This window comes from Nocardia carnea (genome assembly GCF_029868325.1).
Lineage (GTDB): Bacteria > Actinomycetota > Actinomycetes > Mycobacteriales > Mycobacteriaceae > Nocardia > Nocardia carnea_C.
The window spans coordinates 29,059-55,910 of sequence record NZ_JARWNW010000307.1 but is presented as its reverse complement, the minus strand read 5'-3'; the positions used below and the strand labels follow the sequence as shown (position 1 = coordinate 55,910).

Below are 26,852 nucleotides of genomic sequence, written 5' to 3'. Positions count from 1 at the left end.
TGGTGAGTCCGTAGCCGTACCCCGCTCCGGCTCCGCTGTGGTGAAGGCCCCCTTCTCTGTGTGAACGCACGGAGAAGGGGGCCTTCGTCGTTGCCGGGGAAGTCGGGCTGCCTGCGGCCCGGGGCTGTGAACTACTTGCGGTATGCGATGCCATCGGCTAATACTTAGCCATATGGCTAAGTATTCGGAGTCGCTGGACAGTGTGTTCGCCGCGCTGTCGGATCCCTCCCGGCGGGTGGTGGTCCAGCGACTCGGGTCCGGGCCCGTCAGTGTCGGCGAACTGGCCCGGGACCTGCCCATCACCCTGCCGTCGTTCATGAAACACATTCGTGTCCTGGAAGGCAGCGGGCTGATCCGGACGGTCAAGGTCGGGCGGGTGCGACAGTGCACGCTCGATCGCGAACGGTTCGCGCTGATCGACGGCTGGCTGGCCGAACAGCGGCGTATCTGGGAAGACCGCACGGACCGGCTCGAACAATTCCTCCTCGAAACCCCGGAGCCCACCGATGAATCCTGATCTCGACCTCACCCTGCACCGCGTGATCCGCGCACCGCGTACCCGTGTGTGGAACGCCTGGACCGACCCGGACAGCCTGGCCCGCTGGTGGCTGCCCGCCCCGTCCCGATGCCGCGTCGAGCGGCTGGAAGTCCGCCCGGCCGGCGCCTTCGTGACCAGAATGAGCGAGGACGGTATCGAATTCGTCCCGCACCTCGATGCCTGCTTCCTGGTGGCGGATCGGAACGAGCGCCTGGTTTTCACCACCGCGCTCGACAGCGCACTGCGCCCGGCCGCCGGGGATATCCTCATGACCGCTGAGATCACCCTGCGCGACCATCCCGAGGGCACGGATTACCGGGTTCTGGTCCGGCACGGTGATCCGGCGGCCCGGGCCCGGCACCAGGAACTCGGCTTCGAATACGGGTGGGGGACGGTCACCGGTCAGCTCGCGACGCTCGTCGAGAACGAGGTCCGGGTATGAAACTGGTGCTCACCGAGTTCCTCACCCTCGACGGCGTCGCCCAGGGGCCCGGTTCACCCGAGGAGGACACCAGCGACGGCTTCGGTCGCGGCGGCTGGATGGTGCCCTATCTGGACGAGGTCTTCGTCCGGCGGACGTCGGAATGGCTCGCCGCCGCCGACGGACTACTGTTCGGCCGCCGGACCTACACAGCGTTCGCGCGCGACTGGCCGGCAGTGACCGACCCCCGCGATCCGTTCGCCGCACGGATGAACGCGCTCCCGAAATATGTGGTGTCGGGGACCTTGACCGAGGGGCAGTGGGCGCCGGTAACGATGCTGCCGGGCGATCCGGTGGCGGCGGTCGCCGAACTCTTGCGGCGCCCGGGCCGGGAACTGCAGATCCACGGCAGCGCCCGGCTCGCCGACACGCTGCTCGCCGCCGGTCTGGTCGACACTGTCCGCCTCGCCGTAGCGCCCACCGTGCTGCGGGCGGGGCGGCGGCTACTCACCGGGACCGGGCCCGCGACCGGCCTCCGGCTGACCCGCCACGAGGCCACCGATCATGGGCTGCTCCTGCTCGAATACGACGTGCTCGGCGCCGCGCCGCTGGCCGAGTACGACGGTGTCACCCAGTTCGTCTGACCGGTCGGAGCAGGGTGTGTTCGCCGTTACCGGTGTGCCGCCCGTGGTCTCGCGGGAGCTCGCCCCGCTGGATCGAACGCCGGGATATGCCCCGCCCGTGGCCGTGGTCGCGGAAAATTCATTCGCTTCCCGGCCGCGGCAACTGGCAGCCTTGCGGGATGCGTGAACAGTGGCTTTCGGTGCCGAGCGGGCCGCGGGTCTGCTACACGGATTTCGGCGGATCAGGGCTCCCGGTGCTGGCTCTGCACGGAACGTTCGGCCGGGGAAGCATTTTCGCCGGATTGGCGCGTGAGCTCGCCGGCGTGGCACGCATCATCGCACCGGATCAGCGTGGGCACGGCCGCACCGATCGGCGGGAAAGCTACACCTGCGCCGATTTCGTCGCGGATACCGCCGCGGTGCTGGAGCAACTCGAGCTCGCACCGGTTGTGGTTCTCGGCCATTCCCGCGGTGGAATCACCGCCTATCAGCTCGCCGCGCGGTACCCGGAACTCGTGGCGGGGCTGATCATCGAGGATGTCGGTCCGGTCATGCGACAGCCCGAGATCGAGCATCCGGTGCTGCCGGTACGGGGCTGGCCTGCGGCGGCGCCGACCGAGGCGGATCTGGCGGACGCGCTACAGGCGCGGGGAATCCCGGATGTGAGCTATTTTCTGCAGAGCGCTGTCACGACACCGGACGGGCGGAGCCGGTTCCTCTTCGATTGGGAGGACATGATGGCGGTGCAGCTCAGCGGCGTCGGTGACTGGTGGGCGGATTGGCTCGGCTCGGCGTGCCCGGCGCTGGTCGTACGCGGGGAACACAGCAGCATGCTGCCCGCCCGGCTGGCGACGCAGATGGCCGCGCGCCGGCCGGCTACTCGTCTCGTCGATATCGCGGGCGCCGGACACTGGGTCCACGACGATGCCCCGGCCGCCATGGCGGCAGCCATCCGCTATTTCGTGGCCGACCCGGCGACCGGTCTCGGTGCGGGACGGGCTCTACGATCTCCTGGTGGGTGACCGACAAGAACCGATAGATCTCCGGAACTCGCGGGTGGTCGCGGCGGCGAAGCTGCACCGCGGTGCGGCGCGTAGACGGGCGGGGAGGTTCCTCGCCGAAGGCGCCAACTCGGTCGGGGCGGCGCTCGATACGGGGCGGGTCCGGGAACTCTTCTACTCGGCCGACGGCGCCACTCGTGAACATGCGCTGATCGCCGGTGCCGCGGCGGCCGGTGTGCGGACGACGCTCGTCACCGATCGCGCCGCACAGGCACTGGGGGAGACGGTCACGCCGCCCGGTCTGGTGGCCGTCTGCGATCTGGTGGATGTACCTCTCGACCGTGTTCTGCCGGCGGCGCCCGGTGCGGATACGCCCCGGATACTGGCGGTGCCGGTCGGTATCGCGGATCCGGGTAATGCGGGGACGCTCATCCGGGTGGTCGACGCGGTGGGTGCGGACGCGGTGGTGCTGGCCGGGGACAGTGTCGACCCGCACAACGGGAAATGTGTCCGATCGTGCGCGGGCAGCCTGTTCCATGTGCCGGTCGTGCGTGAGCGTGAGACGTATTCGGTGCTGGATCGGATCGAAGCGGCCGGGATCGCCACCGTGGCCACCGCGGCCGACGGCGAGCTCGACCTCGAGGAGGCCGGCGAACTGTTCACCGGTCCGGTGGCCTGGCTGTTCGGCAACGAAGCGCACGGTCTCGATCCGGAGGTGGCGCGCCGGGCACGGCACCGGGTCCGGATCCCGATCCGCGGGCGAGCCGAAAGCCTCAATATCGCCGCGGCCGCCGCGATCTGCCTCTACGCGAATTCCCGGATTCGGCACGGGACGGGCGCGGCGACGTAGTGCACAGGATGATTCCGGCTTCCCGGACCCGTTCACATGCCGTTCTGGTACAGGTCGGTCAGGATATCCTCGGCCCAGTCGGCGGCTATCGCTTCCGGTCCCGCCACCCGTAGCGCCGCCATCACCGTGAGCAGCATGCCGGTCGAGAGGAAGCGCCGGGTATCGGCGATCGAGGCGCCGCTGAGTTCGCGGATCAATCGGAAGATGCGGCCGTACCGTTCCCGGACCACCGGGCCGATTTCGGGGTCGCCCGCTGCCGCGAAAGCGTGCATGAGCACCAGGAGAAGGCTGTGGTCGGCCAGGACCCGGTCGTAGGCCGCCGACAGTGCATCGAAGGGGGCATCCGGACGGCCGCCCGCAGCGGCTTCGGTGAAGACTTCTTCGATGCGGTCGCACACCTGGCCGACCGCGGCAAGGAAAAGCCGTTGTTTAGAGCCGAACAGACGGATGACATACGGCTGGGAGACACCCGCGCGGCGGGCGATCTCGTCGGTGCGCGTGGCCGTATAGCCGGTTTCGGCGAACGCGGCGACCGCGGCTTCCAGTACCTGAGTGGCACGTTCCCCTGCGGTCATCCTGGTCCTGGTCGGTCCCGGCATGGCGCTCCTTGTATCCGTCGGCCTGTCCGCATGTTATCAGTCGATGCGTACTATTGGCCGAGGGCCGTCGATCAGCCTTTCTGGACAGCGACCAGGGTCTCACCGGTATCGGCCGGACGGGACGCGGGCACATGGCGCGACTGTCGCCCGGCGGTCGCGTACAGCACGACCAGCAGCACACTGAACCAGACGTAGCCGTTGCCGATCACCTGTTCCCATACCGACCAATCCAGCTCCCGGCCGTCGTTGCCGGGGAGGTCGCTGTGCTCGGCGAGGACGAACACCACGGCGGTGGTCACTACCGCGGCATACCAGCCCGCGGCCCGCGGCCACGGCAGCGTGGTCGCGAAACCGGCCATCGCCAGCAGGGCCGGCGCCACCCACACCCAGTGGTGCGACCAGGAGATCGGTGAGACGAGCAGCGCGACCACCGCGTTCACGGCGAGTGCGATCATCGGCGGTGTCCCGGCCCGCCGGATGGCGACCACGGCCAGCGCGACCATCGCGGCGGCGGCCAGCAGCCACAGCGCCGTGGCCGGTGTGCCGGTGATCCCGAAACGGGCCAGCACGGCCTGGATGGACTGATTGGTCTGATACTCCGACCCGCTCAGTCCGCCGACATTGCCGAACCCGCCGAACCAGTACCGCACCGATTCGTCGGGCATCACCGCGAAACCGATGATGGTGGCGATCGCACCGCTCGCCGCGGCCGTCGCCGCGGCCTTGTAGTCCTTGCGGATCAGGAAGAACAACACGAATGCGGCCGGAGTGAGTTTGATCGCGGCGGCCAGGCCCAGCAGCATGCCGCGTGGCCAGCGCGGGTTACGGGTCAGGCAATCGGCGGCCACCAGGCCCATCAGGATCAGATTGACCTGGCCGAAGTCCAGCGTCGACCAGATGGGCTCCAGCAGCAGCGCCAGCGGGGTGGCCGTCGCGCACACCAGCAGGGCGAGCTTGCGCTGATCCTGGGCGGGCCACAGCTGCCGGGCCACCAGGTAGAGCGTGATCGCCAGCGCACCCACCGACACCGCGAGATAGGCGATCACCGCGGCCGCCCACGGCAGCAGGGCATAGATGCCGAGTGCCAGCGCGGCGAACGGCGGATAGATGAACGGCAGGCTGATATCGGCGGCCGTCTCCGGTAGCTGCCCGTAGAGATCGCCGCCGGAACGCCACTCCTCGACCCCCAGCCGGTACACCTCGAGATCGATGTACTCGCCGCTGATCCCGCGGAACGGGTCGATCGATCGTGACATCAGTACCCATGTCACGATCATCGCCAGTAGCGGTAGCAGCCAGATCGCCTGCTGGCGGGCACGTCCGGCGAGCGTCTCGGTGCGGGTCGGGGCGTTCGTCATCGTGAGGGACTTTACCGGTTCGAGGTGTCGTCGCATTCCGGCAGTGATCGCCGGGGGATATCGGCGTGAACCGGTCACCGGCCATCGAATACGATTCCACCAGCAGCAATACGGGCGCCGGCGCCTACCGGGGTCCGCTCACAGAAGCCTAGGGGAGAGACGAGTAGACCGTGGCCGACGACACCGACGCAGGCACAGCGACCGGCGGGCAGCAATCCGCGCTCACCGAGGAAGCCCTGGCCGCAGCGGCCGCGGCCGCCGAAAAAGCCTTCGCGGCCGCCGCCGACCTGGACGCCCTCGCCACCGCGAAAACCGAGCATATGGGTGGTAAATCGCCGATCTCGCTGGCGCAGCGCTCACTGGGCAGTTTGCCGAAGTCCGAGAAGGCCGACGCCGGTAAGCGGGTCAACGTCGCGCGCGGCCGGGTCTCGCGGGTGTTCGAGGAACGCCGGGAGGCCCTGGTGGCCGAACGCGATGCGGCGGTGCTGGTGGCCGAGGCGATCGATGTCACCCTGCCGGCGAATCGGGGGCCGGTCGGCGCCCGGCATCCGATCACGGTCATCTCCGAACAGGTCGCCGATGTTTTCGTCGGGATGGGCTGGGAGATCGCCGAAGGCCCCGAGGTGGAAACCGAGCATTTCAACTTCGATGCGCTGAACTTCCTCCCGGACCATCCGGCGCGCACCATGCAGGACACCTTCCATATCGCGCCCGCCGGGTCGCGGCAGGTGCTGCGCACCCATACCTCGCCGGTGCAGGTGCGTTCGATGCTCGAACGCGATCTGCCGATCTACGTGGTGTGCCCGGGCCGGACCTTCCGCACCGACGAACTGGACGCCACTCACACCCCGGTGTTCTCCCAGATCGAAGGCCTGGCCATCGACAAGGGCCTGACCATGGCGCATCTACGCGGCACCCTCGACGCGTTCGCGCGGGCGCTGTTCGGTCCCGACACCACCACCCGGATCCGGCCCAACTACTTCCCGTTCACCGAGCCCTCCGCCGAGGTGGACGTCTGGTTCCCGGACAAGAAGGGCGGCGCGGGCTGGGTCGAATGGGGCGGCTGCGGCATGGTCAACCCCAAGGTGCTGATCGCCAGCGGTATCGACCCCGACGAATACAGCGGTTTCGCCTTCGGGATGGGCCTGGAGCGCACACTGCAGTTCCGCAACGGCATCCCCGATATGCGCGACATCGTCGAGGGTGATGTGCGGTTCACCCTGCCCTTCGGTATCCGGTCCTGATCCCCGAGCGAGAGAGCGAACACCCACAGTGCGAGTAGCGCAGTCCTGGCTGACCGAAACGATCCGCCGCACCGTCCCCGACTGGGAGGTCACGCCGGAGGAACTCGACGCCGGTTTCGTCCGGGTCGGGCTCGAGGTCGAAGAGGTCGACCGGCTCGAACCGGTGGGCGGCGAGATCGAGCATCCGCTGGTGGTCGGCCGGGTGGCCGAGATCACCGAACTCACCGAGTTCAAGAAGCCCATCCGTTTCTGCAAGGTCGATATCGGGGCGCCGGAGCTCCAGGAGATCGTCTGCGGAGCGACCAACTTCGCGGTCGGTGATCTGGTGGTCGTGGTGTTGCCGGGTGGTGTGCTGCCCGGCGGGTTCGCCATCTCCTCGCGCAAAACCTACGGGCATACCTCCAACGGCATGATCTGCTCGGTCGCCGAACTCGGCATCGGTAAGGACCACTCCGGGATCCTCGTCCTGGAACCCGGTACCGCCGAGCCCGGTACCGACGCCAACGAACTGCTCGGCCTCGGAGATACCGTTATCGAGCTGAACATCACCCCCGACCGCGGCTACTGCTTCTCGGTACGCGGCCTGGCCCGGGAACTGGCCTGCGGATTCGATCTCGAATACGCCGATCCCGCCGTCCGCACCCTGCCCGAGGGGCCGGAGGCGTGGCCGGTGCAGGTGGAAACGGAATCGCGCTGCACCCGGTTCGGGGTCCGCCGGGTGACCGGGGTCGACCCGGAGGCGGTGAGCCCGTGGTGGTTGCAGCGGCGGCTGCTGCTGTCCGGTGTGCGGCCGATCTCGCCCGCGGTCGATGTGACCAATTACGTGATGCTCGAACTGGGTCAGCCGCTGCATGCGTTCGATGCGGCGAAACTCAGTGGCGGCCTGGTGGTCCGGCGCGCCCGGACCGGCGAAACCCTGCGCACCCTCGACGACGTCGAACGTGAGCTCGACGCCGAGGACGTGGTGATCGCCGACAGCACCGGAGTGGTATCGCTGGCCGGTGTGATGGGCGGGGCGTCCACCGAGGTGAATGCCGAAACCACCGATGTGGTGCTGGAGGCCGCCACCTGGGATCCGCTGCTCATCTACCGCACCGCGCGCCGGCACAAACTGGTGTCGGAGGCGAGTAAACGCTACGAGCGGGTGGTGGATTCGGAACTCAATCTGGCCGCGCTGGACCGTGCCGCGACCCTGCTCGCCGAAATCGCCGGCGGCACGGTCGAAGCCACGCTCACCGATATCCGCACCCAGCTCGATCCGGTGGCGCCGATCCGGATCGATATCGATCTGCCCGATCGGGTGGCCGGTGTCCATTACCCTCCGGGGACGTCCGCGCGCCGGCTCACCCAGATCGGCTGCCATGTGGAGGTCGCCGTGGACGAGAGCAGCGGCCACGGCCAGCTGGTGGTGACCCCGCCGTCCTGGCGGCCGGATCTGGCCCAGCCCGCCGATCTGGTGGAAGAGGTACTGCGGCTGGAGGGTCTCGAGCAGATTCCGCTGGTGCTGCCGCAGGCGCCTGCCGGCCGCGGCTTGACCCCGGTGCAGCGCCGCCGCCGCGCGGTGAGCCGTGCGCTGGCCTTCGCCGGCTGCGTCGAGGTGCCGCCGCCGGTGTTCCTGCCCGCGGGTGTTTTCGACACCTGGGGTCTGGCGGCCGACGATCCGCGCCGCACGACCACCCGGGTGCTGAACCCGCTCGATGTCGAACGCGCCGAGCTGGCCACCACCCTGTTGCCGGGAATGCTCGAGATCGCCGCCCGCAATATCTCGCGCGGCTCCCGCGATCTCTCGCTCTACGGCATCGCCCAGGTGGTGTTGCCGGGACCGGAGACCAAACCGGTGGATCCGCTGCCGGTGGACCGCCGTCCCTCCGATGCAGAGATCACCGAATTGCTGGATTCGCTGCCCGCGCAGCCGCAGCATGTGGCGCTGGTCCTGACCGGCCGCCGGGAACCGCGCGGCCCGTGGGGTCCGGGCCGGGCGGCCGAGGCCGCCGACGCCTTCGCGCTGGCCGATGTGATCGCCGAGGCGGCCGGTGTCCGGATCGAGCGGCGGCCCGGGAAGTACCTGCCCTGGCATCCGGGTCGCTGCGCCGAACTCGTGGTGGGCGATACGGTCGTCGGGTATGCGGGTGAACTACACCCCGGTGTGCTGGAACGGTCGGGTCTGCCGCCGCGTACCTGCGCCGTGGAACTCGACCTGGATGCTCTGCCGTTGACCGAATCCCGGCCGGCACCGGCGATTTCCCCGTTCCCGGCTGTGCTGCAGGACGTATCGGTGAGTGTGCCGGCGGAGGTTCCGGCGGCAGCGGTCGAAACGGCGTTGCGGTCCGGCGGCGGAGAACTGCTCGAAGATATCGCGCTGTTCGACGTCTACGAGGGCGCGCAGGCCGGTGCAGGACGTAAATCGTTCACCTACGCGCTGCGGTTCCGCGCCGCCGACCGCACCCTCACCGAGGACGAAGCCAGTGCCGCCCGCGACGGCGCGGTGGCTGCCGCCGCGGACGCGGTGGGCGCCGTGATCCGTTCCTGAGTCTCGGCCTTCCGGTCCGTCCGAATGGGCGGGCCGGAAGTCGTAGGCTGGTCGGCATGAGTGAACCGAACGCAGGCGATCCGGGCGCGCTCGCCGCGCGGTTGGCGGCCCTACCCGACGAACAGTTGCTGGCCGTACTGGTCGTCGCCACGGCGGGCCGGGAGGAACTGGCTCCCCTGTACGAGGTCGCGACCCGGCTGCTGTCGGAAACCGGCCGCGCCACACCGGCCGTGATCGCCGGAAACGCCCCGGCCGGGATTCCCACCGGCGGCGAGATGGGGGCGGCAACTCCGATCGGCGGTATCGGAACCGGCGCCGCCGATTACACCGGCGGTGGTATGCCGACCTTCGATTCTGTCCGTGACAAGTTCCAGCGGCGGATCGGCACGGCGTTCGGCCACCGGGAGCTCGATCGGCAGTCCGCGACCGGTCGCGGTGTCGAAGAACAGTGGGAGGCCCGGGAACAGGCGGCGCGTGAACGTCTCGAACAGATCAGGACCTCCCTGCACGAGGGCGACCGCCGGTAGTACAAGTGGGGTGTGATTCTGCGCACCCGAGCGTCGGCGGGCTATCGCCGGACTGATCGGCCTGGCGGTTTCCGCAGGTCAACGCGTGGGGTTCGGGATTCTTCCGGGGAGGCCGGGGCGGCACTCCGCGCGCGACGGAATCCGTCTCAGACAAGCATGCCGGTGGTGCCGGACCCGGTATAGGGTCGTCTCGCTACAGCGCCCCCACGGCCGGTTCCGGCTCGTGGCGGGCCGGTACGACCGTCGAAAAGGGATGATTCGATGACCGAAACCGCCGACCCGACCGCTCGCGCGCTCGCCGACCGGCTCCTCGACGCGCAGGTGCGGTGGCTGCTCGACGAGGTGAGCGGCGACCGGTTCGCCGAGGTCGTCGCCCGCGATGTGGCGGCCGTCCTGGACGTGGCGGCCACCGTGCCCGCCGGTGACGTGGTCGGGGCCGAGCAGCTCGAAACCACGGTCGCCACCGTCGTGGACAAGGTCGGTGGGAGTGCCGTGCTCGCCGATACGGTCGGGGTGTTCGCCGATGCGATCTACGACAGTATCGCCGCGAACGAAGACCACACGCTGGGCGAACTCGTCGAACGCGAACCGGTCGAAGCGCTGCTGCAGAAGATCGTCGATATGCACCAGACCCAGGAGCGGGTACTGGAACGCCTCACCGACAGTCCGCTCGTGGCCACCGTCGCCTCCAAATTCGTGGACAAACTGGTCGGCGATTTCGTGGAGGCCAACCGGCAGCGCGCCGAGAAGATCCCCGGCATGGGCACATTGATGTCGCTCGGCCAATCCGCTGCCGACCGCGCCCGGAAAGCGGCCGAGAGCAACACCATCCTGGGTGATATGGCCGGTAAAGGCGCCATGTACGCGCTCAAACGCACCAACAACGCGATCCGCGAAATGCTGCGCGACGCCCCCGTCCACGACGCCACGATGGAGTTCTGGGACCTGCACGCCGACGAACCGATCAGCGGCCTGCGCGAATACCTCACCAAACAGGATCTGAACGAGCTGGTCCAGCTGTGCTACCGGATCGCGGTCACCACCCGGGAAAAGGAGTACTTCGGCCTGCTCGTCGACGAATGCGTGCAGGTGTTCCACGAGAAATACCGCGACCACACGCTCGCCGCCGTGCTCGGGGAGCTGGGGTTGACGGGCGAGGACATCATCACCGAGATCCTGCGCTACGGCCCGGCAGTGGTGGAGGCCGCGAAACGCGACGGTGTGCTGGCACAGCTCCTCCGGGAACGGCTGGAGCCGTTCTATTACTCGGACGAGGTCCTGAAGATCCTGACTCCCGCGGGGTGAACCCGGCGCGGGGCCACGGTTACTGCACCCGCGCGGACTCCTTCTCCGAGCCGTTGCCACCGGAGCCGTGTTGCGGCACGGTGGCACCGGCGGCCAGCAGATCGCGGATCTCGATCAGCAGTTCGGTATCGGTGGGTACCGGTTTCTCCGTATCGGCGCCCTTACGTGCCAGGTACCGCTTCTGCACGGTTTTCATCGGCAGGATCAACGCGAAGTACAGCACCGCCGCGACCATGACGAAATTGATGGCGGCGCTGATGATCGGCCCGAGCGCGATGAAGGTCGCGGGTTTACCGGCGACCAGGGTGATACCGAAACCGAGCTGGCTGCTGCCGCCCAAAACGGCCAGCAGGGGTTCCAGCACACCTTTGGTCACCGAGGTGACGATGGCGGTGAACGCGGTACCCATCACCACCGCGACGGCGAGGTCGATGACATTGCCGCGCATCAGAAAGTCCTTGAAACCCTTGAGCATCCACCCAACTCCGTATCGAAACGCTGCTGTACACCGCCCGGGCGGGACTCCCGGCGGCAGATCGATCGTGGTGACCGTCCGAGGCCGGGCACCACACGGCAGGTGATAGTGGCAGCCCAGCAGACGGCGCGCAAACCGGCCGCGGGAGCGCGGTGACAGTCCGGCCACGCCCCCCGCGGGTGGCCGGCACCTCGGCGCCGGACCACTTCGCTGCGGAACCGGCGCCCCCGCCTGTCGTCCACGACCGGCGGAGACTCCGGGCAGCCGCTAGGGTCGGAATCATCCGGGCATATCGCTATCTACCAGGAGGATTCCGTGACATCGACACCTATGGGCCGTGCGGTTCGAGGGTTCAACAGCGGAATGGTGGCCCTGCTGCGCGCCCCGATTCTGGGACCGCTGCTCGGCAAGGTGTTCGCCGAGGTCGAATACGTGGGCCGGCGATCGGGCCGGGTTTTCCGTACCCCGGTCAACTTCGTGAAGAAGGGGGACGAATACGTCATCGGCGTCGCCATGCCCGACAAGAAAACGTGGTGGCGCAACTTCCTCGGCGAGGGCAGCCCGATCCTGCTGCATTTCCGGGAGGAGCAGGTGCGCGGGCACGCGACGGCGCGGCGCGACGAGAAAGGCCGGGTCACGGTGCGGGTCCGGCCGGATACCACCGCCTGAGCGGTACCCAACGCCGGAAAAGGTGATGCGCCGCGAGTGGGGTAGTGGGTAATCTGCCGGGCATGTCGAGTCCAGAAGCATCCAGGGCAGGGCTGCCGGTCACCCCCGTCAGCCCCTGATCCCTCGTTTCGCAGCGGTGCCGTCCGTTCGGCGGTACCGCCCACAGTCGACCTCCGGGTAGCTGACCGGGGTGGCGAGACGTGAACTCCTGTCTCTCCCACCTCGGAGCTTTCGATGCCCTTTGCTCTCTATCTGCTCGCCATGGCGGTTTTCGCCATGGGCACCTCGGAATTCATGCTCGCCGGGCTCGTCCCGGATATCGCCACCGACCTCGGCGTCGAACTGGCCAGTACCGGCCTGCTGACCTCGGCGTTCGCCATCGGAATGGCCGTCGGCGCACCGGTCATGGCGGTGCTCGCCCGGAATCGGCCGGCGCGGTCGAGCCTGCTGGTCTTCGTTGCCGTATTCCTGGCGGCGCATATCGCCGGGGCGGTCACCACCGAGTTCATCGTGCTGGTGGCGACCCGCGTGATCGCCGCCCTCGCCAATGCCGGTTTCCTCGCCGTCGCCCTGACCGCCGCCACCGGACTGGTTCCGGCGGATCGGCGCGGTCGGGCGCTGGCGGTCCTGCTCTCGGGAACCACCGTGGCCACCATCGCGGGTGTGCCCGGCGGCGCGCTGCTGGGCGCGGTATTCGGCTGGCGTATCACCTTCTGGGCGGTCGCGCTGCTCTGCGTGCCCGCCGCTATCGGCGTGCTCACCGGTATTCCCGCGCGGCTGCGGGACGCGGAGAACGGTGGGCCGGGTCTGGCTGCCGAACTCGCGGTACTGGCCCGGCCCCGGCTGATGGTGGTCATGCTGCTCGGTGCCCTGGTGAATGCCGCCACCTTCGGTGCGTTCACCTTCCTCGCTCCACTGGTGACGGAACGGTCCGGACTGGGCGACCTGTGGGTGCCGGCGGCGCTGGTGCTCTTCGGGATCGGGTCCTTCGCCGGAGTCACCGTCGCGGGCCGGTTTTCCGACACTCGGCCGGGGGCTGTGGTCGCGGTCGCGGGGCCGCTGCTGTGCGCCGGCTGGTTCACCACCGCCGTCTCCGCGGAGCGGCCCGCGGTATTGCTGGTCCTCGTCCTCGTTCAAGGCGCGCTGTCCTTCGCGCTCGGCAGCACCCTGATCACCCGCGTCCTGTACGAGGCCGCGGCGGCGCCGGCCCTGGGCGGGTCCTATGCGACCGCCGCGCTCAATATCGGGGCTGCCGTCGGGCCAGTTGTGGCGGCGTGTGCCCTGGGAACGCGGCTGGGGTCGCTCGGGCCGGTCGTGAGCGGCGGTGTACTCGTGGCGATCGCGCTGCTGGTGGCCTCGTGCGGTCGCTCCATCCTGCGCGGGCGCCCATCCGAGCCGGCTGTGCGCGTCGTCGCGACGACCTGCGACGGATAACCCGAGGCGCGGCGGCCGCTGCCGTGGTGACCGCGCTCGAAGGCGGCGTCTGCTGCTTGCCGGTGAGTGAACACACTCGACGGCGGACCGTCCCGGCCGGCAGCGGCCCCGAAGTAAGGTGGGCCGCGGTCGGCGATCAGGCGGCCGGAAAGGTAGCTGTGGCCGCTTCGATGCTTTTCGCGGTACTCGCCGCCGGGCAACTGGCGCTGGTCGGCTGGTGCGGTCTGCGCTACCGCCGTACCGGAGACCGGATGCTCATCGTGCCCGCCGTGGTGTGCGCGGCCCTCGGGTACGACAACGCGATCGTGGCTGCGGGCCGCTGGATCGGGGTGGGCGGCACGCTGGAGACGTTATCGGTATTCCGGTTCGTGGCCCATCTCTTGCTGACTCCGCTGCTGATGCCGTGGGCGTGCGCCGCGGCCGGTCTGGCGGGTGTGCTGTGGCTGCGTCTGCTGTGGGTACGGGTGGTCGTCGGCGCCGCAACGTTGTCGGTGATCGCGCTGGGTGTGTTCGGCGAACTGACGCGGCTGACCCTGCGCCCGGCCGAATGGGCCGGAACGCTCCGCTATACGACCGAACACTCGTCCCTGGCGGGGATCCTGCCGCCGGTGGTCACGGTCGTGGTGGTGCTGGTCGCGGCCGTGGCGGTGTGGCGGGTGCGCGGATACCGGCTGTGGACGGTGACGACCGTGACGATGACGGTCGTTTCCGCCGCGATGCCGCCGATGCTGCTGACCAACGCCGCCGAACTCGCCTTCATGGGAGGCGTCGCCGCGACCGCGGTGTGGTTGTCGGGCCCCGGGCGGATGCCGGGGCCGCCGGTGCAGGATCGGCAGTCCGCCGGGCGATGAATTCCGAGTTCTGGCGCGACGCCATCGGTCTCGGAGTGCAGACCGGCATACCGCTGGGCCCGGCGCGCTGGGTGAGGGGCGGACCTGCAGCGCAGGCCGGCTCGGCGCGGCGGCGCGACGAGGATCTCGTGAACCGGACGCGCACCCGCGCGGCTGCGTATCGACTACGGTTTTCGGCGCGGCCGTGTGCGTCGTCACAGACCGGGACGGGTCGGGCGACCATACTGTCCGACCATGGGTGATGCGCAGACCGGTAGTGGAAACGACGCGACCCGGCCGCTCCGCGAGGACATCCGGTTCCTCGGTGGCGTCCTCGGGGACACCATTCGCGATCACGAGGGGCCGGAGGTATTCGACCTGGTCGAGAAGGTCCGGGTGGAGGCCTTCCGGGTGCGCCGGGAGGAGGTGCGGCGCAGTGCGGTCGCCGAAATGCTGGCCGGCGTGGATATCGCGGTGGCGCTCCCGTTGATCCGGGCGTTCAGCTATTTCGTGCTGCTGGCGAATCTGGCCGAGGATATCCAGCGCGACCGCCGCCGCGCCGTGCACGAGGCGGCGGGGGAGCCGCCGCAGGATTCCTCGCTGGCCGCGACCTACCGAAAGCTGGATGCGGCGGGGATTTCCGGGGAGCGGGTGGCCGAATTACTCGCCGATGCCCTGGTGTCGCCGGTGATCACCGCCCATCCCACCGAGACCCGCCGCCGCACCGTATTCGATACCCAGACCCGGATCACCGAGCTCATGCGGCAGCGGTTGCGCGCCGCGGCGGCCGAACAGCCCGCCCTCGACCGGGAGATCCGCCGCCAGGTGCTCACCTTGTGGCGGACGGCGCTGATCCGGTTGTCCCGGTTGCGTATCCAGGACGAAATCGCGGTCGGCCTGCGGTATTACGAGCTGACGCTGCTCGATGTGATCCCCGCGATCAACGCCGATGTGCGGGCGGCGCTGTGGGCGCGCTGGCCCGAGCAGCGGCTGCTTCCGAAACCGATCCTGCGCACGGGATCGTGGATCGGCGGCGACCGGGACGGCAACCCGTTCGTCACCGCCGAGGTGGTGCGGACCGCCGCGGCGCACGCGGCGGGTGTCGCCTTCGGGCGGTACCTGCGGGATCTGGCGCAGCTGGAGAAAACTCTTGCGTTGTCGGCGCGGCTGGTTCCGGTGACCCCCGCGCTGCGGGCGTTGTCGGATGCGGGGTACCCGGACCCGGATATCCATGCCGACGAACCGTATCGCCGGGCGCTCTACGGTATCCGGGCCCGGCTCACGGTGACCGCACGCGACGCGCTGCGGGCCGTGGGAGCCGGCGATACCGATGCCGCGGCGACCCTGCCGGATTCGGTCGCCGCGAGCGACAGCCCGCTGCGGGATTTCACCGGCCGGGGTGCGGTGGTATCCGGTATCCGCGCCTACTCGTCGCCGCAGGAACTGCTGGACGATCTGGATGCCGTCGATACCTCCCTGCGCGCCAGTGGTGACGGTTTGCTCGCCGACGATCAGCTGGCGGACCTGCGGCATACCGTGGAAACCTTCGGGTTCCATCTGCAGGGCCTGGATATGCGGCAGAACTCCGAAACCCACGAACAGGTCGTGGCCGAACTGCTGGCGTGGGCCGGGGTGCATCCGGACTACGCGAGCCTGCCCGAAACCGAGCGGGTGGACCTGCTCACCCGTGAATTGCGCACCCGCCGGCCGTTGCTGAGCCCGCACGCCCGGCTGAGCGAGCTGGCCACCAAAGAACTGGGCATCATCCGGGCCGCGGCCGACGTGGTGGCCGCGCTCGGGCCCGAAGCGGTCCCCAACTACATCATCTCCATGTGCACTTCGGTCAGCGATCTGCTCGAGGCGGCGCTGCTGCTGAAAGAAGGGGGTCTGCTCGATCCCGGCGAGGCCGGTGGCGCCCCGTTCTGCCCGGCCGGGATCGTACCGCTGTTCGAGACCATCGAGGATCTCGCGGCCGGTGCCGCCACTCTCGGTGCGGCACTGCGTGTTCCGGAGTACCGGGATCTGCTGGTCGCGCGCGGTATGCGGCAGGAGGTGATGCTGGGGTATTCCGATTCGAACAAAGACGGCGGATATCTGGCCGCCAATTGGGCGCTGTACCGCGCCGAGCTGGATCTGGTGGAGCTGGCCCGGGAACAGGGGCTGCGGCTGCGGCTCTTCCACGGTCGCGGTGGCACCGTGGGCCGCGGCGGCGGGCGTAGCTACGACGCGATCCTGGCCCAGCCCGCCGGGGCGGTACGCGGCGCGCTGCGACTCACCGAACAGGGCGAGGTCATCGCGGCGAAATACGCCGAACCCGGTTCGGCGTACCGCAACCTGGAATCTCTGATCGCCGGCACGCTCGAATCGACGCTGCTCGATGTCGAGGGTCTGGGCCCCGACGCCGAATCCGCCTACGCCCTCATGGACGATCTCGCCGCCCGCGCCCGCGCCGCCTACGCCCGGCTCGTGCACGACACCCCCGGTTTCGTCGACTACTTCCGGCAATCGACACCTGTCGCCGAGGTGGGCGATCTCAATATCGGCAGCCGGCCCGCCTCCCGCAAACCCACGAAATCCGTCGGCGATCTCCGCGCCATCCCGTGGGTGATGTCCTGGAGCCAGGCCCGCGTGATGCTGCCCGGCTGGTACGGAACCGGGACCGCGCTCGAGGAGTGGGTGGACGGCGATCCGGAGCGGCTCACCCGCCTCTCGGATCTGTACCGGCGGTGGCCGTTCTTCCGCACCGTACTGTCGAACCTCGCCCAGGTCATGGCCAAAAGCGATCTCGCGATCGCCGCCCGCTACGCCGAACTCGTCGAAGACAGCGAACTGCGTGAGCGGATCTTCGGGATGATCGAACGCGAACATGCCCGGACGGTCGCCATACACGCCGCCATCACCGGTAACGACCACCTCCTGGCCGATAACCCGTCACTGTCGGAATCCATCCACAACCGGTTCCCATACCTGGAGCCGTTGAACCAGATGCAGGTCGAGCTGCTGCGCCGGTTGCGCGGCGGGGACGATTCCGAACTGGTCAAGCGGGGGATTCTGCTCACCATGAACGGGCTGGCGACCGCTCTGCGGAATTCGGGCTGACCACCGCGCCGACCGGCGAACACGGAAACAGCGGCGAACAGCGCGGCCGGTTGTACCCCGAATTGTCGTATCGGCGTCGTACCGTCGGCGTTATGACGACTTGGAACGAGTTCACGGCGGAAGCCCCGCATATCAGTGAGATCTTCCGCCGCCGCCATCTCGCGACGGGCAACCTGTGCATGCTTGCCACCCTGCGGTCGGACGGGTATCCCCGTATCAGCCCGGTGGAACCGATGATCTTCGAGGAGAAACTGGTGATCGCCGGTATGCCCGGCACCACCAAATTCCGGGATCTCCTGCGTGATCCACGCTTCTGCCTGCACACCGCCACGGTCGACACCATGGTCTCCGACGGTGACGCGAAACTCTTCGGTGTCGTGGTCGACGATCCGGATACCGCGCTCCACGCCCGTTTCGCCCAGTTCCTGTACGAGGACAGCGGGATGGACCTACGCGACCAGGTGTTCGACCACTTCTTCGTCGCCGATCTCACCTCCGCGTCCTCGGTGGAGGTCGGCGACGACACCCTGAAGATCACGATCTGGAAGCCGGGCGAAGGGGAGCGGTTCGTCGAGAAGCGGTAGCCGCGGCGACCGGTGATCACCCGACGTGTCCCAGTGCATTGATATCCGGTGGCACGGCCTCGTCCGGGAGATCGAACGACGAAAGAGTATTGCTCGCGCCACCGGCGAGTACCCGCCGGGCCAGTGCCGCGGGCAGCCGGGTCAGCAGACGCGTGGCCAGGGCGTTGAAGTGCAGCTGCGCCCGGGAGCGTGGGATGCCGCGGCGCAGGACGCCGGGCGCCACGTCCCGGCAGCGTCGTGCGTAGTCGCCCAGTTGTCGTTGGTAGGCGGTGAATGCCTGCTCGTGCGTGCCGCCGGCCTCGGCGAGGGCCCGAGCCAAGAGGTAGGCGCCGACGACCGCCAAGGTGGTGCCGCCACCTACCGCGGGTCCAGGAGCATATCCGGCGTCGCCCACCAGCGTTACCCGCCCCCGCGACCACGAGTCCAGCCGGATCTGGCTGATCGTGTCGAGGTAGAAGTCGTCTGCGCGGTCCATCTCGTCGAGCAGCCGGGGGATCTCCCAGCCCTCGCTCCGGTACTCCGCACGCAACAGCCGGCGCTGGGCATCGATATCGCGGTGGTCGTAGACCGGCGCGACGGCGCGGCGGAACAGGAATACGGCGCGGGCCTGCCCCGTCTGCGCCACGGGGTACATGGCGGCGATCCGGTCCACCGCGTTGTAGAGGACGGTGTGCGTCGACAGCTCGCGATAGTTCGGCAGAGTCCCCACCGCGAGGTAGCCGCCGAGGTGGTGGCTCACCTCGTCTTCCGGCCCGAATACCAGCCGGCGCACCGTGGAATGCAGGCCGTCGGCGCCGATGACGAGATCGAACCGGCCGGTGCGACCGCTCTCGAAGGTGACGTCGATACCGGCGTCGTCCTCGGCGAGAGCGGCGATGGAATCGCCGAACCGGTAGTCGACCCGGTCGGCGGTGGCCTCTTGCAGGAGCGCGGCCAGTTCGCCGCGCATGATCTCCAGGTGGCGGTCGTCGGCGAAGGCTTCCGAGATATCGCGCAGGTCGACCTCGATCGGGGGTCCGCCGGGCCGTTCGTAGCGCAGCGCGGAGGTCTCGACGGATGCCGCGCGGAGCCGGGGGAGCAGACCCATCCGGTCCATCACCTCGCTCGCCGGCGCGAACAGGTCCACCGCGTGACCGCCCACCCCAAGCCTAGGGCGCGGGGTGCGTTCCACCACCACCGGTGTGAACCCGTAGTGCTGCAGCCAGTACGCGAGAACGGGTCCGGCGACGCCGGCCCCGGAAATAAGGATGTCCACCACGGCTCCTCGATCGTTTACTTAACGGTCGGTAAACGAGTTTACTTACCGGGCGGTCAACGCGCTAGGGTTGGTTGATGCCCCGAGCCCGATCCACCGAGACGCGTGACCGCATCCAGGCCGCCGCGCTGCAACTGTTCGCCGCCCACGGGATCCGGGAGACCAGCCTGCGGCAGATCGCGGAGCGCCTGGGTATTACGAAACCCGCGCTGTACTACCACTTCGCCTCGCGCGAGGACCTCCTTCGCAGCCTCGTGCAGCCGCTGGTGGACGAGGTCGAAGCCGTGATAGCCGCCGACGAGGCGCGATCCGGCGACGAGCCGGTGAACGCACGCGAATTGCTCACCCGCTATTTCGACGTCTCGTATAAGCACCGAGCGGTAACCGCCCTGCTGCTCCGGGATATCGCGCCCCTCGGCGAACTGGGTTTCCTGCAGAATGTGGTGGACTGGCGCCGCCGGCTCACCACCCTGCTGGTCGGTCCGGACGCCGGAGTCGCGGACCGGGCGCGCGCCATCGTCGCACTGGGTGGTCTGGGCGATTGCCTGGTCCTGCTGGCCGATACCCCGGTGGACGAACTACGGACCGCAGCCGTGGATGCGGCGTGCGCGGCGCTGGGGGCGGGGAACGCCGCCGGCCCGGCGTCGACGCCCCGTCTCACGGCCCCGGCGGACGCCGCGGACCGCTAGCGCCGGGCCGGCCTCACAACATTCGACGGATCGACAGTACTGCTGGTCGCGACGTTCGCGGGCCGGATCGACTTCGTCGTGGTCAATGTCGCCGCGCGCCCCGATTCAACGCATCGCTCCCGAATGGGTTCCGGTGGCAGTGATTGATCAGCGCGGGATCAGGCGTTGGTGCCGCTGTCCACCGTAAGGATGGCTCCGTTGATCGACCGGCCCTCCGGGCTCACGAGGAAGGCGACCGTGGCGGCCACGTCCTCCGGGCGGGCGTAGCGGCCCAGTGGGTTGAACTGCAGTTGCTGGTCGGCGTGGTCGCCGTCGGCCGGGTTCATATCGGTATCGGTCGAGCCGGGCTGCACCAGATTCACCGTGACTCCACGCGGACCCAGCTCGCGCGCAAGGGCTTTGGTGAAACCGTTGAGCGCGGACTTGCTCAGGTTGTACAGCGCCAGCCCGCCGAACAGCGCGCGATCGGTCAGGTTCGAGCCGATGCTGACGATCCGGCCGCCCGCACCCAGATGCGCCATCGCGGCCTGCGCGGCGACGAAGGGCGCCCTGGAGTGGATGTGCAGCGCCCGGTCGATTTCGTCGACGGTGAACTCCTCGAACGGCTTCGCCGGGAAGATTCCGGCGTTGTTGACCAGGATGTCGAGCCGCCCCAGCTCCTCAGCGGTGCGGTGCACAGCCGAGGCGGTCTCCCCCGCATCGGCGCTGTCGGCACGTAAGGCCAGCCCGCGACGGCCCAGCGCCTCGATCTCGGCGACCGTCTTGCGCGCGTTCTCCTCGCCGCTGTGGTAGGTCAGCGCCACATCCGCGCCCGCGGCGGCCAGCCGCCGCGCGATCGCCGCGCCGATGCCACGGCTGCCGCCGGTTACCAGGGCAACGGCGCCGGTCAGGTCGTTCATCACTGCACTCCTCTAATTCTGTGTCGTTCGGTACATAAATGACTCAACCAGGCGGCACCTGCTCGCGTCAAGAGGTATATTTAACGATCGACACAGAAAGGGGAGAACGTGGGTGAACGTGGACGACCCCGCGCCTTCGACCGCGCACTCGCCCTGCGGTGCGCCATGGAGGTGTTCTGGGAGCACGGCTATGAGGGTGCTTCGATGAGCGAGCTCACCGCCGCCATGGGCATCAACTCTCCCAGCCTTTATGCGGCGTTCGGCGGTAAGGAGCAGCTGTTCCGCGAGGCGGTGGGGCTGTACGGCTGCACCGAGGGCAGCTACACCGAGCGCGCCCTCCGTGAGCAACCCACCGCCCGCGCGGCCATCGAGGCCATGCTGCGCGACAATGCCGCCGCCTACGTCGACGGCACCACGCCGCGCGGCTGCATGGTCGTGCTGGCCGGATCCACCTACACCACGCGCAACACCGCTATCCGCGACTTTCTGACCGAAAAGCGCCGGCAGACAGTCGAAGACATCCGCACCCGCCTGGACCGCGGCATCGCCGACGGCGACCTCGCCGACGATACCGACGTCGCCGAACTCGCCGACTTCTACGCCACCGTCCTGTTCGGCCTGTCCGTCCAAGCCCGCGACGGCGCCGTGCTGGCGCAACTGAACCGCTCTATAGACCGCGCTCTGGCGGCCTGGCCGACTACGGGTCCCGACCGAAAGCATGCCCGGAAATGAGGGGACTGAGCAGGGTGCTGCCGGGATGTAGAAGATTTCGATGCCGTCGAATATGGCGTTCGCGAGTTCGACGCGGGCCTTGCGATTCTTGCAGTCGAGTGGCAGGGGGTGGGCCGGCCGGTCGGAATCGGTCCCGGTTTTCCGCTCCGTGGGCCACCCACCCCCTGCAATCAATCGGTCAGATCCCGAAGGGTGCGGCGTAGCGGACGGTGCCGCTCGGCAGCTGTTCGGAGTCGAAACCGAGCGCCATCAACGCCTCGTCGGGGACATCGATGCTGAGCCGGATCCCGTACTGCGATGCGCGGGTGAACCCGAACCGTGGGTAGTAGGTCGGGTGCCCGAGGACGATCACGAAGTGCTCGCCCGCCTGCTCGGCCGCTGCGAGGGCGGCGCGGATCGCGGCGGAACCTGCCCCTGTCTTCTGGTATTCGGGCAGGACCGCGCACGGTCCCAGGCACAGCGCCGGGGTGTCGTCGACGTGGCAGCGAGTCAGCAGTGCGTAACCGGTGGGCGTGCCGTCCGGTTGTGCGCTGATGATGGACAGGTCGGCTATCCACGCCGGATCGGTGCGCAGAGCATCGACGAGGTCGGCCTCCTCGGCGGTCTCGAACGCCGCGAGGTTGATCTTTCGGATAGCCGGGATGTCGGCGCCGGTCTCGGCGCGAGTGATCCAGTTGCTTTCAGTACTCAAAACGGTTTTCTCCATTCATGATGGTGCGTTGCCGGGCGAGAACATCGGCCGGCCTGCGGTCAGGGAGGTCTGTGGCAGGTGGGCCCGCACAGCCGGGAGGTCCTCGGATATGTAGGGCGACAGGTGATGTCAGCGCTCAGCGCTGACGGTCGCGGAATCGATAGGTCGCGCGCAGATCCCGCGTGATCTGTTTCTTGGTTTCGCTGCGCTTACTCGACCGGCGCGCGCTGCCTCGGGCCGCGGCCCGCTCGCTTTCACGCAACAGCTTGCGGTACCGATCGAGCCGGCCCACATCCAGCACGCCGGCGATGATGGCTTCCTGGACAGCGCAGCCGGGTTCGCTGCGATGCTCGCAATCACCAAAGGCGCAATCGCGGGCGTAGGCTTCGATTTCGGAGAACACTCGGTCGACACCCTCCGCGGCGTCCTGGATGCCGATACCCCGCAGGCCCGGGGTATCGATGAGCACCCCGCCGCCCGGTAGCGGCAGCAACTCACGGTGCACGGTCGTGTGCCTGCCCTTACCGTCGGCGACGCGAACATCGCTGGTGTCCATATGCTCTCGTCCGAGCAGAGCATTGGCGAGCGTGGACTTTCCCGCGCCCGACGGCCCCAGCAAGACCGTGGTACCGGTTACCACGTCCCGCAGTACGTCCAGGCCGGCACCCGTCGTAGCGCTGGTGGTGACGACCTCGGCGCCGGGAGCCAGCGCGGTCACGACGGTCGCGGTGGCACCGGGATCGTCCACGGTGTCGGCTTTTGTGAGTACGACCACCGGCTTCGCCCCACTGTCCCAGGCCAGCGCGAGCAGACGCTCGACCCGGCCCGCGTTGAGCGGCATCGCCAGCGACACCACGATGACGACAGAGTCGACATTCGCCGCCAAGACCTGCTGATACGAGGTCCGATCCGACGAAGCCCGGGTGATCGCGCTGCGCCGTGGCAGCAGTGCCACCAGTTCCGGCTCCGGCCCCGGGCGCAGCGCGGCCCAATCGCCTGTGCACACCGAATCGGCCGGGTCGGCAGAGGTTACAGCCACGCTGACGGCGCGGACCGGACCCGATGCGGTGAGTGTGTCACAGCGGCCCCGGTCGACCCGCACAACGCGAGCGGGAACCAGGCCGGCGGCCGCATGCTCTGCGAACAGTGCCTCCAACGAGCTGTCCCAGCCGAGTGCGGACAGAGGCATCGATGATGCGGATGGTTGAGATGAGTACATGGTGAGACCCTTTGAAAAGGGGCCCCGTTCGAATACCGAAACCAGCGCGGCGGCAAGCCGATACGGCCCGACGCTATCGGCAGCGGGGATCGATCAGACCGGAGCCCGGGAAGTGAGGATGGTCCGGGCGCTGCACAGGGCAGCGGTCTTCACCGCAAACATCAACTCACCTCCTGATCTCTCGCACCACATCGGACTCGGACAGCCGACTTTAACACCTGGCGGCCGCGCGTACCACCGAGTGCGCCGCGTCGACGAGCCACGTCACACCCTCGCCCACCGCTCGGACGCCCGCCCTGTGCGGCCCCATCAGAGCGACTGATCCCACGCAAAACGACTCGTTGAGCCGGAGCTGTTTGTGTACCATCCCCGCGTGCGTTCCTGACGGTATCGGTCCCCGCGTGCGGCCTGCAGCCTCATGGGTGAAAGCTGTCTTCGATCAGCACGTCCATGTCGGTTCCCTGCTTCTCGACTTTTCACGCGCGGTCATGGTCGCCTCGCCCCCGGTATGCGCTGCCGGTCCCGGCCCGTGGGCCTCCTGTCCGGACCCAGTTCATGCTCGTCGTCCCGAATCCAGCTGCCCGACCACTACCGAGGAGACTCGATGATCGATACTCGCCTGGCCGGCCGGACCGTCCTGGTGACCGGCGGTTCCGGCAATATCGGTGCAGCGATCAGCCGCGCGTTCGCCGCCCAGGGGGCACGCGTAGCGATCCACTACCTCGACCGGGATCCGCCGGCCCCGGCCGGCGTCGAATGGGCGCATATCACCCCAGCCGCGGCGGAAGCGGACAAGCTCGCGAAAGAATTGGGCAACGACTCTTTCGCCGTCGGCGCCGACCTGTCCGAACCGGACGGCGCGACCCGGCTCGTGCGAGCGGTCGCCGACCGCGCCGGCACGATCGATGTCCTGGTCAACAACGCCGCCCACTGCGAAACACCCGACACCGTCGACACTTTGACCCATGCGTCTATGGAGCGCCACTATCGGGTGAACGCCGTCGCGCCCGCGGTTCTCACCGCCGAGGTGGCACGACTACACCACGGAGACGACCCGCTGAGCATCGTCAACATCACTACTGACGCCGCGCGAGCGTTCCCTGGCCAGACCGGCTACGGCACGTCCAAGGCGGCGCTGGAAGCACTCACCCGCTCCACCGCACTGGATCTGGCACCGCGCGGCATACGCGTGAACGCCGTTGCCCCGGGCCCCGTCCAGACCGGGTGGATGGACGAGGGCGTCCTCGCACACGCGAGGGCGATCGTCCCGATGGGCCGGGTGGGGGAGCCGGAAGATATCGCCGACGCGGTGGTGTACCTCGCCTCGCACCAGGCCCGCTGGGTTACCGGGCAGGTTCTGCAGGTCGCCGGCGGACACGCTCTCTGACCGTATCGGCCACCGCCCCGGCGCACCCCGGACCGGGGACGGCGCTTCTCTCAGCCGTGACGGTCAGTCGCCGGCGCGTGGTGGTGCGGCAGGTAGGTGCACGGTGCACCGGAGCCCACCGGAAGGCCGGGGAGCGAGGGTGAGGGTTCCGTTGTGGGCTCGGGTGATGCTCTGCACGATTGCCAGGCCCAGCCCCGCACCTGCATGGTCGATGTGCCGGCGTTCGGTGCCGCGGCGAAACGGTTCCGCAAGCGTGGAAACCACCTGTGGCGAGAGTTCCTCGCCGGTGTTCTCGACAGTCAGCACCACTGTGCCGGCGTGCGCCCTGGTCGTGACCCATACGCTGCCACGGTCGGGCAGGTTGTGCACGATCGCGTTGTGCACCAGATTCGTGGTCAACTGCAGCAGGAGTGCAGGTGAACCGACGGCCGGGGTGATATCGCCGGAGGTTTCGATGGTGATACCGCGTTCTTCGGCGAGGGGGAGAAGTGTTTCGGCGGCTTCTTCCGCCATGAGGGACAGGTCGACGTGCGCTCGGGTGAAGGATTGCCGGTCGGCGCGGCTGAGCAGGAGTAGTGCCTCGGTGAGATCGATCGCTCGGGTGTTGACGGTACGGAGTCGTTCGACGAGTTCACCGGTGCGGCTGTCCGGATCGTTGCTTGCCACGTCGAGAAGTGCCTGGGTGATCGCCAGCGGGGTGCGGAGTTCGTGGGAGGCGTTGGCCGCGAATCTCTTCTGTTCGGCTACATGGGCTTCCAGCCGGCCGAGCATGGTGTCGAAGCTGTCGGCGAGTTCGCGGAACTCGTCGCTGCGGCCGGGCAGCCGGACCCGCTCGGAAAGTGAACCGTTCGCGGCCGCCCGGGTGGCTTCGGTGATTCGATTCAGTGGCGCGAGTATGCGGCCGGCGAGAAGCCACCCGCCTACGAAACCGAACACCAGCAGGAACCCCAGCACCAGGATTGCCGCGGGGACGAAAACAGCCGCGCCGAAACTGCCTGGATCGAAGACGCGGCGGAAATCGGACAGACCGGGGACGAACAGGATGTTCGACCTTCCGCGCAGGAGGAACACCCACACGGCGACCAGCAGCAGCGCACCCGTGAGCATGAGGAACCCGACGTAGCTGAGGGTCAGTTTGAGGCGAACGCTCAAACCCGGCGCCCTGGCCATTTACGTTCCGAGGTCGATGCGGTAGCCGACGCCGGGCACGGTGGCGATGAGCCACGGTTCGCCGAGCCGTTTACGCAGGGCCGAGACGGTGATGCGCACGGCATTGGTGAAGGGGTCCGCATTCTCGTCCCACGCCCGTTCCAGCAGCTCTTCGGCGCTGATGACGCCCCCTTCGGCGGCGACGAGCACGTCGAGCACGGCGAACTGCTTGCGGGTGAGCGCCACATAGCGGCCGTCGCGGTAGACCTCGCGGCGGAACGGATCCACCCGCAATCCCGCGATCTCCCGCACCGGCGGCCGGTTGTGGACGCGCCTGCGGTCGAGCGCCCGGAGCCGGAGCGCGAGTTCACGGAGGGCGAACGGTTTGGTGAGGTAGTCGTCGGCGCCGAGTTCGAAGCCGGAGGCCTTGTCGTCGAGCCGGTCGGCAGCGGTGAGCATCAGGATCGGCATACCGGTACCGGACGCGACGATATGTTCGGCGACCTCGTCCCCCGTGGGCCCGGGGATATCACGGTCGAGGACCGCTATGTCGTAGGTGTTGACGCTCAGCAACTCCATGGCCGTATCGCCGTCACCGGCGATATCGGCCGCGATCGCTTCCAGTCGCAGCCCATCGCGGATGGCCTCTGCCAGGTAGGGCTCGTCCTCTACGACCAGCACACGCATGTTCTCGATAGTACGAGGCGCGACATATCGCCGGCGTATCCGAAAACGCATACGGAC

At 68.4% G+C, this 26,852-nt stretch carries 26 protein-coding genes; 17 read left to right on the top strand and 9 right to left on the bottom strand.

Translation table 11 applies throughout. The features are described from left to right. Positions 1-172 precede the first annotated feature (172 nt). From QH196_RS29920 to QH196_RS29900, 5 genes are all read left to right on the top strand, one after another. Positions 173-517 carry an ArsR/SmtB family transcription factor gene (locus QH196_RS29920; protein ID WP_280419201.1) on the top strand — a complete coding sequence of 115 codons (345 nt, stop codon included), beginning with the start codon at positions 173-175 and terminating at the stop codon, positions 515-517. Further along, entirely contained in the window at positions 507-980 is a 474-nt protein-coding gene (locus tag QH196_RS29915) for an SRPBCC domain-containing protein (RefSeq protein ID WP_280419200.1), read from the top strand. Before QH196_RS29920 ends, QH196_RS29915 begins: the two co-directional genes overlap by 11 nt. Then, positions 977-1,603, top strand: a complete 627-nt coding sequence (locus tag QH196_RS29910) for a dihydrofolate reductase family protein (protein WP_280419199.1) — start codon at positions 977-979, stop codon at positions 1,601-1,603. Before QH196_RS29915 ends, QH196_RS29910 begins: the two co-directional genes overlap by 4 nt. Before the next feature lie 158 nt (positions 1,604-1,761). Beyond that, a complete protein-coding gene (locus QH196_RS29905; protein WP_280419198.1) occupies positions 1,762-2,604 on the top strand; it encodes an alpha/beta fold hydrolase in 843 nt (280 codons plus the stop codon). After that, positions 2,597-3,433: a TrmH family RNA methyltransferase gene (locus QH196_RS29900; RefSeq protein ID WP_280419197.1), complete on the top strand. Its 837-nt coding sequence runs from the start codon at positions 2,597-2,599 to the stop codon at positions 3,431-3,433. Before QH196_RS29905 ends, QH196_RS29900 begins: the two co-directional genes overlap by 8 nt. A gap of 32 nt (positions 3,434-3,465) precedes the next feature. Here the strand turns inward: QH196_RS29900 and QH196_RS29895 are convergent, their stop codons facing one another. Both QH196_RS29895 and QH196_RS29890 read right to left on the bottom strand, forming a co-directional pair. Further along, complete coding sequence (locus QH196_RS29895; protein ID WP_280419196.1) at positions 3,466-4,008, bottom strand: TetR/AcrR family transcriptional regulator; 543 nt, start codon at positions 4,006-4,008, stop codon at positions 3,466-3,468. A 95-nt stretch (positions 4,009-4,103) separates the two neighbouring features. Beyond that, positions 4,104-5,390 (bottom strand): glycosyltransferase 87 family protein, encoded by a 1,287-nt coding sequence (locus tag QH196_RS29890; RefSeq protein ID WP_280419195.1) that lies wholly within the window; start codon positions 5,388-5,390, stop codon positions 4,104-4,106. Between the two features lie 170 nt (positions 5,391-5,560). Between QH196_RS29890 and pheS the strand changes: the two genes are divergently transcribed. From pheS to QH196_RS29870, 4 genes are all read left to right on the top strand, one after another. Beyond that, positions 5,561-6,634 carry a phenylalanine--tRNA ligase subunit alpha gene (gene pheS / locus QH196_RS29885; RefSeq protein ID WP_280419194.1) on the top strand — a complete coding sequence of 358 codons (1,074 nt, stop codon included), beginning with the start codon at positions 5,561-5,563 and terminating at the stop codon, positions 6,632-6,634. Positions 6,635-6,662: 28 nt separating this feature from the next. Continuing rightward, positions 6,663-9,164 carry a phenylalanine--tRNA ligase subunit beta gene (gene pheT, locus QH196_RS29880; RefSeq protein WP_280419193.1) on the top strand — a complete coding sequence of 834 codons (2,502 nt, stop codon included), beginning with the start codon at positions 6,663-6,665 and terminating at the stop codon, positions 9,162-9,164. Between the two features lie 56 nt (positions 9,165-9,220). Next, on the top strand, positions 9,221-9,691 hold the full coding sequence (locus QH196_RS29875) for a hypothetical protein (protein WP_280419192.1): 471 nt from the start codon (positions 9,221-9,223) through the stop codon (positions 9,689-9,691). A 261-nt stretch (positions 9,692-9,952) separates the two neighbouring features. Next, on the top strand, positions 9,953-10,996 hold the full coding sequence (locus tag QH196_RS29870) for a hypothetical protein (protein WP_280419191.1): 1,044 nt from the start codon (positions 9,953-9,955) through the stop codon (positions 10,994-10,996). A gap of 19 nt (positions 10,997-11,015) precedes the next feature. Here QH196_RS29870 and mscL read toward each other — a convergent pair whose 3' ends face one another. Continuing rightward, positions 11,016-11,471, bottom strand: coding sequence for a large conductance mechanosensitive channel protein MscL (gene mscL, locus QH196_RS29865; RefSeq protein WP_280419190.1), 456 nt, complete (start codon positions 11,469-11,471; stop codon positions 11,016-11,018). 315 nt (positions 11,472-11,786) lie between these two features. Here mscL and QH196_RS29860 point away from each other — a divergent pair, with 315 nt between their 5' ends. The 5 genes from QH196_RS29860 (at position 11,787) to QH196_RS29840 (ending at position 18,087) form a co-directional block, all read left to right on the top strand. Continuing rightward, positions 11,787-12,140 (top strand): hypothetical protein, encoded by a 354-nt coding sequence (locus QH196_RS29860; RefSeq protein WP_280419189.1) that lies wholly within the window; start codon positions 11,787-11,789, stop codon positions 12,138-12,140. Between the two features lie 234 nt (positions 12,141-12,374). Further along, on the top strand, positions 12,375-13,574 hold the full coding sequence (locus tag QH196_RS29855; RefSeq protein ID WP_280419188.1) for a Cmx/CmrA family chloramphenicol efflux MFS transporter: 1,200 nt from the start codon (positions 12,375-12,377) through the stop codon (positions 13,572-13,574). A gap of 62 nt (positions 13,575-13,636) precedes the next feature. Continuing rightward, positions 13,637-14,425: a hypothetical protein gene (locus tag QH196_RS29850; RefSeq protein ID WP_280419187.1), complete on the top strand. Its 789-nt coding sequence runs from the start codon at positions 13,637-13,639 to the stop codon at positions 14,423-14,425. A 234-nt stretch (positions 14,426-14,659) separates the two neighbouring features. Further along, entirely contained in the window at positions 14,660-17,503 is a 2,844-nt protein-coding gene (ppc, locus tag QH196_RS29845; protein WP_280419186.1) for a phosphoenolpyruvate carboxylase, read from the top strand. A 92-nt stretch (positions 17,504-17,595) separates the two neighbouring features. Continuing rightward, on the top strand, positions 17,596-18,087 hold the full coding sequence (locus QH196_RS29840; protein WP_280419185.1) for a pyridoxamine 5'-phosphate oxidase family protein: 492 nt from the start codon (positions 17,596-17,598) through the stop codon (positions 18,085-18,087). Positions 18,088-18,103: 16 nt separating this feature from the next. On the opposite strand, the gene QH196_RS29835 is transcribed toward QH196_RS29840, so the two are convergent. After that, the gene (locus QH196_RS29835; RefSeq protein WP_280419184.1) at positions 18,104-19,342 is read right to left on the bottom strand and encodes an FAD-dependent monooxygenase; all 1,239 of its coding nucleotides are present in this window, start codon (positions 19,340-19,342) and stop codon (positions 18,104-18,106) included. Positions 19,343-19,419: 77 nt separating this feature from the next. Here QH196_RS29835 and QH196_RS29830 point away from each other — a divergent pair, with 77 nt between their 5' ends. After that, a complete protein-coding gene (locus QH196_RS29830; RefSeq protein ID WP_280419183.1) occupies positions 19,420-20,031 on the top strand; it encodes a TetR/AcrR family transcriptional regulator in 612 nt (203 codons plus the stop codon). Positions 20,032-20,189: 158 nt separating this feature from the next. Here QH196_RS29830 and QH196_RS29825 read toward each other — a convergent pair whose 3' ends face one another. Next, positions 20,190-20,930: an SDR family NAD(P)-dependent oxidoreductase gene (locus tag QH196_RS29825; protein WP_280419182.1), complete on the bottom strand. Its 741-nt coding sequence runs from the start codon at positions 20,928-20,930 to the stop codon at positions 20,190-20,192. A 108-nt stretch (positions 20,931-21,038) separates the two neighbouring features. Between QH196_RS29825 and QH196_RS29820 the strand changes: the two genes are divergently transcribed. Then, positions 21,039-21,662, top strand: a complete 624-nt coding sequence (locus QH196_RS29820) for a TetR/AcrR family transcriptional regulator (RefSeq protein WP_280419181.1) — start codon at positions 21,039-21,041, stop codon at positions 21,660-21,662. Positions 21,663-21,840: 178 nt separating this feature from the next. Here the strand turns inward: QH196_RS29820 and QH196_RS29815 are convergent, their stop codons facing one another. Both QH196_RS29815 and rsgA read right to left on the bottom strand, forming a co-directional pair. Next, entirely contained in the window at positions 21,841-22,368 is a 528-nt protein-coding gene (locus QH196_RS29815; protein WP_280419180.1) for a GNAT family N-acetyltransferase, read from the bottom strand. A gap of 121 nt (positions 22,369-22,489) precedes the next feature. Then, the gene (gene rsgA / locus QH196_RS29810) at positions 22,490-23,572 is read right to left on the bottom strand and encodes a ribosome small subunit-dependent GTPase A (protein ID WP_280419179.1); all 1,083 of its coding nucleotides are present in this window, start codon (positions 23,570-23,572) and stop codon (positions 22,490-22,492) included. 604 nt (positions 23,573-24,176) lie between these two features. On the opposite strand from rsgA, the gene QH196_RS29805 reads away from it, so the two are divergent. Then, positions 24,177-24,959 carry an SDR family NAD(P)-dependent oxidoreductase gene (locus QH196_RS29805; protein ID WP_280419178.1) on the top strand — a complete coding sequence of 261 codons (783 nt, stop codon included), beginning with the start codon at positions 24,177-24,179 and terminating at the stop codon, positions 24,957-24,959. Positions 24,960-25,022: 63 nt separating this feature from the next. Here the strand turns inward: QH196_RS29805 and QH196_RS29800 are convergent, their stop codons facing one another. Beyond that, complete coding sequence (locus tag QH196_RS29800) at positions 25,023-26,111, bottom strand: sensor histidine kinase (protein ID WP_280419177.1); 1,089 nt, start codon at positions 26,109-26,111, stop codon at positions 25,023-25,025. 18 nt (positions 26,112-26,129) lie between these two features. Then, positions 26,130-26,795: a response regulator transcription factor gene (locus tag QH196_RS29795; protein ID WP_280419176.1), complete on the bottom strand. Its 666-nt coding sequence runs from the start codon at positions 26,793-26,795 to the stop codon at positions 26,130-26,132. Between the last annotated feature and the right edge of the window lie 57 nt (positions 26,796-26,852).

What these genes read in the sequence shown, in the direction of transcription:
- ppc (WP_280419186.1), top strand. Translation starts at nt 14,660, where the DNA reads ATGGGTGATGCGCAGACCGGTAGTGGAAACGACGCGACCCGGCCGCTC.
- QH196_RS29840 (WP_280419185.1), top strand. Translation starts at nt 17,596, where the DNA reads ATGACGACTTGGAACGAGTTCACGGCGGAAGCCCCGCATATCAGTGAG.
- QH196_RS29830 (WP_280419183.1), top strand. Translation starts at nt 19,420, where the DNA reads ATGCCCCGAGCCCGATCCACCGAGACGCGTGACCGCATCCAGGCCGCC.
- QH196_RS29815 (WP_280419180.1), bottom strand. Translation starts at nt 22,368, where the DNA reads ATGGAGAAAACCGTTTTGAGTACTGAAAGCAACTGGATCACTCGCGCC.
- QH196_RS29825 (WP_280419182.1), bottom strand. Translation starts at nt 20,930, where the DNA reads ATGAACGACCTGACCGGCGCCGTTGCCCTGGTAACCGGCGGCAGCCGT.
- QH196_RS29910 (WP_280419199.1), top strand. Translation starts at nt 977, where the DNA reads ATGAAACTGGTGCTCACCGAGTTCCTCACCCTCGACGGCGTCGCCCAG.
- rsgA (WP_280419179.1), bottom strand. Translation starts at nt 23,572, where the DNA reads ATGTACTCATCTCAACCATCCGCATCATCGATGCCTCTGTCCGCACTC.
- QH196_RS29870 (WP_280419191.1), top strand. Translation starts at nt 9,953, where the DNA reads ATGACCGAAACCGCCGACCCGACCGCTCGCGCGCTCGCCGACCGGCTC.
- QH196_RS29875 (WP_280419192.1), top strand. Translation starts at nt 9,221, where the DNA reads ATGAGTGAACCGAACGCAGGCGATCCGGGCGCGCTCGCCGCGCGGTTG.
- QH196_RS29805 (WP_280419178.1), top strand. Translation starts at nt 24,177, where the DNA reads ATGATCGATACTCGCCTGGCCGGCCGGACCGTCCTGGTGACCGGCGGT.
- QH196_RS29915 (WP_280419200.1), top strand. Translation starts at nt 507, where the DNA reads ATGAATCCTGATCTCGACCTCACCCTGCACCGCGTGATCCGCGCACCG.
- QH196_RS29895 (WP_280419196.1), bottom strand. Translation starts at nt 4,008, where the DNA reads ATGACCGCAGGGGAACGTGCCACTCAGGTACTGGAAGCCGCGGTCGCC.
- QH196_RS29795 (WP_280419176.1), bottom strand. Translation starts at nt 26,795, where the DNA reads ATGCGTGTGCTGGTCGTAGAGGACGAGCCCTACCTGGCAGAGGCCATC.
- QH196_RS29855 (WP_280419188.1), top strand. Translation starts at nt 12,375, where the DNA reads ATGCCCTTTGCTCTCTATCTGCTCGCCATGGCGGTTTTCGCCATGGGC.
- QH196_RS29890 (WP_280419195.1), bottom strand. Translation starts at nt 5,390, where the DNA reads ATGACGAACGCCCCGACCCGCACCGAGACGCTCGCCGGACGTGCCCGC.
- QH196_RS29905 (WP_280419198.1), top strand. Translation starts at nt 1,762, where the DNA reads ATGCGTGAACAGTGGCTTTCGGTGCCGAGCGGGCCGCGGGTCTGCTAC.
- mscL (WP_280419190.1), bottom strand. Translation starts at nt 11,471, where the DNA reads ATGCTCAAGGGTTTCAAGGACTTTCTGATGCGCGGCAATGTCATCGAC.
- QH196_RS29920 (WP_280419201.1), top strand. Translation starts at nt 173, where the DNA reads ATGGCTAAGTATTCGGAGTCGCTGGACAGTGTGTTCGCCGCGCTGTCG.